This window comes from Alterinioella nitratireducens (genome assembly GCF_013155465.1).
Taxonomy (GTDB): Bacteria; Pseudomonadota; Alphaproteobacteria; order Rhodobacterales; family Rhodobacteraceae; genus Alterinioella; species Alterinioella nitratireducens.
The window spans coordinates 1-5,294 of sequence record NZ_JABJVX010000040.1; the positions used below are offsets into that span (position 1 = coordinate 1).

Below are 5,294 nucleotides of genomic sequence, written 5' to 3' on the forward strand. Positions count from 1 at the left end.
GACAATCGCCGCCCTGTAACTGCGGCCGAGCCAAGGCCGAAGAGCAAAGTTACACCATTTCCCGGGACACTATCCGCGCTGTCGGCAACGGTGAACAAATATCTGCGCGAAAATGGGCTGCTAGAGACGCCGGATCATAGTCTTTATGGGTTGCGGCACTCGTTTGAGGATCGGCTCTTGGCGGCCGGTGTCGATGAACGTATCCGGCGCGATCTGTTCGGCCATGCGTTGAAGCGTGAGCGGTATGGGGCAGGGGCGTCACTGGCGCAATTGGCTGACGTGGTTCATCCTGCGGCCCTGTGAGACTGGATCAGGGACCGGGCACGGTCCAGTGCACCGCGCTCGGCTTCTAGGTCTGCAATCTCACGTTCAAGACGTTGAAAGATCGGCAGGTAAACCCGGTCTATCAGGACTAGCTGCGCCAAGATGTGGCGGGCCTTCGTAAGGCGTTCAAGGTCAGTCGAGAGGGTCATAATGCGATCCAGGGAACAGGTCGCAATTACTTTTAGCACCGCCGCGACGGGATGCGTAAGAAAGTTCGCGAGCTGCGCCACGTCGATAGACGCTCCGGCGATGATACGAAAAAGTTCACTTAACCCGCCAGGATAATACTCGGCTTCATCCTGTTTCGGCGATGCGCACTCAACTTCGATCTCAAACCCGTATCCGTCCAGCACATGGCGGTCCACGACGATCTCTTGCTCATTGCGCTCGTCAAAATATGCCAGCAGGCACCAGCGCGGAATAGACGCGGTTGCGATTAGCGGTCCTCCACGCACCCGGCTGACACGGTGCGCGAAGGACTCCGCCACCGACTTGCTCAGGGTCCAGCTATAGCCCCCTTTCGCATCAAAGCTGTTGCAGCCGCGATAGACAGTAACCGTCTCGGGAAAGGCGTCAAAGATGCGACGGTCGACGGGGCGCATGATGAACCTGTGGCACCTGCGCAGCGTGCCGTCGCGCCGGTAGGCGTTGGCCCAGATTTCATCCCAGATAGATTCATCCGCGATGATGCAATTCGACATCGACCAGACCTCATTGACCAGCGGCCAGAGTCGGGATGGGCGTTCTACATGGTGGAACAGGTCCAAGAGCGCGGCGGCGCGCTCGTGATTGGCGAGGGTAAACAGATACTGTGACCAATTGTGCGCTCGCCAGTATTGATCCGCCAGTGGTTGCAATTCATCACACGTGCGGAAGGGACGGAATGTGTCGGTCATGCTGCTTCTCGTTGATGGTGGGTTAGCTATAGCGCCGCTTCGGCTGGATGCGTCCGAAAGTTCGCACAGCCTGCCGAGGTCACGCTCAGTTCGGGTTTTGGCAAAATCTGATTTATGGGGGGAGCAGAGCTTCTCCAAACGACCAATGCGGTCCGTGATTGATCTCCTGCACTTCCCGACCGATAACGATATGGAGAGGTGGCGCGGCAAATCTGAACAGTTGAGTTAGGTGGATTTTCCGCTCCTGATCCGGCAGCGTTGCCGAGACGAAGGAGCGAAGATGACCAAACGACCCAGACGGAACCACAGCCCTGCATTCAAGGCGAAGGTCGCATTGGCGGCATTGAAGGGCGACAGGACGATGAGCGAACTGGCGGCGCAGTTCGATCTGCATCCGAACCAGATCAAGCAATGGAAGGATCAGCTTCTGGACGGGGTGTCCGGCGTGTTTGATGACAGACCGAAGGCTTCGAAGGCACCCGATATAGATGTCAAAACCCTGCACGCGAAGATTGGCCAGCTGACGCTGGAAAATGATTTTTTGGAAGGCGCGCTCGACAAGGCCGGTCTGTTGTCGAGCGCAAGGAAATGACGGACCCGGATCACAAGTTGAGCCTGACCAGGCAGGCCACGCTTCTCGGAATCAGCCGGGGCAGTCTCTACTATGAGCCGCGCCCAACCAGCGACGCAGACCTCAAACTGATGCGCCGGATCGACGAGTTGCACATGGAATTCCCGTTCGCGGGCAGCCGGATGATGAAAGGCTTGCTCCGGCAGGAAGGCTTCACGCTCGGTCGGCTACATGTGGCGACGCTGATGAAGACCATGGGCATCGAAGCCTTGTATCGCAGGCCGAACACGTCGAAACCGGCACCGGGGCACAAGATCTATCCCTATCTGCTGCGCAAGCTGGCGGTGAACCGTCCCAATCAGGTCTGGGCGATGGACATTACCTACATCCCGATGGCCCGAGGCTTCGTTTATCTGGTTGCCGTCCTGGACTGGTTCAGCCGCAAGGTTCTGGCATGGCGTCTGTCGGTCACGCTGGAAACCGCACCATGTCTTGAGGCAATGAACGAGGCGATCCGCCGGTTCGGCAAGCCAGAGATCATGAACTCGGACCAAGGATCGCAGTTCACGTCCATTGACTTCATCAAGGCGCTGAAGGACGCCGAGATCCAAATCAGCATGGATGGAAAAGGCGCGTGGCGGGACAACGTGTTCGTCGAGCGGCTCTGGCGCAGCATCAAATACGAGGAGGTCTACCTCCGCGCCTATGACAGCGTCTCGGCCGCCCGCGACAGCCTCGGCCGATACCTGACATTCTACAACACGAGGAGACCGCATTCATCGCTGGACGGGAAGACACCCGATCAGGCATATCACATCACGCCGCGACAAATCCCGGTCGCGGCATAACCGAGCGGAGAATCCACTTAGAAAACAGCTGAAGCTGTTCAAACAAACCGAACCACCTCTATGGCGCGACAAAGCCGACTGGCGAACCAACGCCGGAAAGGGACAGCCAATGACAATTGAGAGAACGCTCTTCGCGGCGGCCGACAAGATGCGCGGGTCCATGGACCCGGGCGAATACAAGCACGTAGCCTTGGGTCTGCTCTTCCTGCGCTACATCGGCACCGCCTTTCAGAGAAAATATGACGAACTGCTGCCCGAGGGCGAGGACGTGGCCGAGGACGTGGACGAATACCTCGCCGAGGGCATCTTCTGGGTGCCCGAGGCCGCGCGCTGGAGCACGCTGGCCGCTAACGCCAAGGACAAGGGCATCGGGGTCAAGGTCGACAACGCCATGCGCGCGATCGAGGCCGACAACGAGCAGCTCAAGGGCGCGCTCCCCAAGGTCTTCGGGCGAGAGGCGCTGGACCCGGCCATCGTCACCGGCCTTATCGACCTTTTCTCGAACATCGAATTCGACGGCACGCCCCGCGATTTCGACCTGATCGGCCGCATCTACGAGTATTTCATCTCCGAGTTCGCCAGCAGCGAGGGCAAGCGCGGCGGCGACTTCCACACGCCGAAGCCGGTCGTCGAACTCATCGTCCAGATGATCGAACCCGCGCGCGGCCGCCTGTATGAGCCCTGCCATGGGTCGGGCTCCTTCATGGTCCAGTCCGAGAATTTCCTCGAGGCGCACAAGTATCGCCGCGCCGATCTGGCCATCTACGGGCAGGAGCGGAACCACACGACATACGGCCTCGCGCGGATGAACCTCGCCATCCGCGGGATCGTTGCGAACCTGCAGTGGAACGCCGAGGGCACGCTTCTCCGCGATGCCTTCCCGGACGAGAAGTTCGACTACGTGATGGCCAATCCGCCCTTCAACATCTCGGACTGGTCCGGTGACATCCTGGCCGAGGATAGGCGCTGGAAATTCGGCACGCCTCCGGTCGGCAACGCCAACTTCGCCTGGATGCAGCACATCTACGACAAGCTGGGCAGCACCGGCATCGCGGGCGTCGTCATGGCCAACGGCTCCATGTCGTCCATGTCCTCGGGTGAGGGCGACATCCGCCGCGCCATGGTCGAGGCCGAGGCGGTGGACGCCATGATCGCGCTGCCGGGGCAGCTCTTTTACGGCACCCAGATCCCGGCCTGCATCTGGATCCTGGCGAAGGACAAGTCGAACGGCGTGGCCAAGGATGCCAAGCTGCGCGACCGGCGCGGCGAGGTGCTGTTCATCGACGCCCGCAAGATGGGCGCGCTGGTGCCGGGATCGCGCAAGCAGAAGGAGCTGTCGCGCGACGAGATCGCGCGCATCGCCGCCGCCTATCACGCCTGGCGTGGAGAGCCAGACGCGGGCGCCTATGCCGACGAGCCGGGCTTCTGCAAGGCGGCCTCCATGGAGGAGATCGCGAAGCACAACTTCGTCCTAACCCCGGGCCGCTATGTCGGTGCCGGCGCGGCCGAGGAGGATGGCGAGCCCTTCGAAGAGAAATTCGACCGGCTGACGGCGGAGCTTCGGGCGCAGTTCGCTGAAGGGCGGCGGCTTGAGCAGGAGATCCAGTTGCGACTGGATAGCCTTCTATGAAGGACTGGCGGATTGTGAGCCTCAATGATCTCGGTGAAGTAAACCGGGGTAAATCTCGCCACCGACCGAGGAATGATCCCTCGCTCTACGGCGGGCCATATCCATTCATCCAGACTGGGGATGTTAAGGCGTCGCAGGGTCTCGTGAAGTCATACTCCCAGACCTATTCAGAGAAGGGGCTGGCGCAGAGCCGACTCTGGCCGAAAGGCACAATGGCGATCACGATCGCGGCCAACATCGCGGAAACGGCGATTCTGGACTTTCCAGCTTGTTTTCCTGACAGTGTGGTCGGTTTCATTCCGGATGAGCGCAGGGCAAATGTCCGCTTTGTGGAATACTTGTTTCGCCATCTTCGTCGGCAGATTCAATCTGAGAACGTCGGCACTGGAAGCGTTCAAGATAACATCAACCTCCAGACGATTGGAGCGCTGGACTTGCTGGTTCCGCCCAAGAAAGAGCAAGATCGTATTGCCGCCACCCTCGGCGCCCTCGACGACAAGATCGAGTTGAATCGCCGGATGAGCGCGACGCTGGAGGAGATGGCGCGGGCGCTCTATCGTTCCTGGTTCGTGGATTTCGACCCCGTCCACGCCCGCGCCCTCGGCCAGCCACCCGCCCACATGGACCCCACCATCGCCGCCCTCTTCCCCGACAGCTTCGGCCCCGACGGCCTGCCGAGGGGATGGGAGCGAGAGCCGCTTGCAGATCATGTCAGGGCGACACGCGGGCTCAGCTACAAGGGCAAGCATCTCTGCGGTTCTGGTGACGGCGTGCCGCTGCATAATCTCAACTCCATCTTCGAAGGCGGCGGATACAAGGACGAGGGGGCGAAGTATTACGATGGCGACTTCAAGCCGCGACATGAGATTCGCCCAGGCGACTTGATCGTAGCGAACACCGAGCAGAGCTTCGGGCTGGAACTGATCGGCCACGCGGCCCTCGTGCCATTCTGGACCTGTCACGGTTTGATGCCGCTCCTTTGATAGCATTTACTGCAACAAAGGAGACTGACTATGGGACTGAAA

4 protein-coding genes and 1 pseudogene are annotated in these 5,294 nt (G+C 60.2%); 4 read left to right on the top strand and 1 reads right to left on the bottom strand.

Annotated features, from left to right (window positions below; all coding sequences use genetic code 11):
• Positions 1-303: pseudogene (locus tag HNS34_RS20390) on the top strand (integrase); the annotation flags it as partial.
• Here HNS34_RS20390 and HNS34_RS20395 read toward each other — a convergent pair.
• Positions 285-1,220, bottom strand: coding sequence for a hypothetical protein (locus HNS34_RS20395; protein ID WP_172321911.1), 936 nt, complete (start codon positions 1,218-1,220; stop codon positions 285-287). The pseudogene HNS34_RS20390 and the gene HNS34_RS20395 sit on opposite strands and share 19 nt — an antisense overlap.
• A gap of 280 nt (positions 1,221-1,500) precedes the next feature.
• Between HNS34_RS20395 and HNS34_RS20400 the strand changes: the two genes are divergently transcribed.
• The 3 genes from HNS34_RS20400 (at position 1,501) to HNS34_RS20410 (ending at position 5,252) form a co-directional block, all read left to right on the top strand.
• Positions 1,501-2,639 (top strand): IS3 family transposase gene (locus tag HNS34_RS20400; RefSeq protein ID WP_172321912.1). Its coding sequence is split into 2 segments (ribosomal slippage): positions 1,501-1,765 and positions 1,765-2,639, totalling 1,140 coding nucleotides; the frame shifts between segments, so codons are not numbered across the junction.
• Between the two features lie 109 nt (positions 2,640-2,748).
• Complete coding sequence (locus HNS34_RS20405; RefSeq protein WP_172321913.1) at positions 2,749-4,269, top strand: type I restriction-modification system subunit M; 1,521 nt, start codon at positions 2,749-2,751, stop codon at positions 4,267-4,269.
• Positions 4,266-5,252 carry a restriction endonuclease subunit S gene (locus tag HNS34_RS20410; RefSeq protein WP_214647564.1) on the top strand — a complete coding sequence of 329 codons (987 nt, stop codon included), beginning with the start codon at positions 4,266-4,268 and terminating at the stop codon, positions 5,250-5,252. The genes HNS34_RS20405 and HNS34_RS20410 overlap by 4 nt, the downstream gene beginning before the upstream one ends.
• Positions 5,253-5,294: the final 42 nt, after the last annotated feature.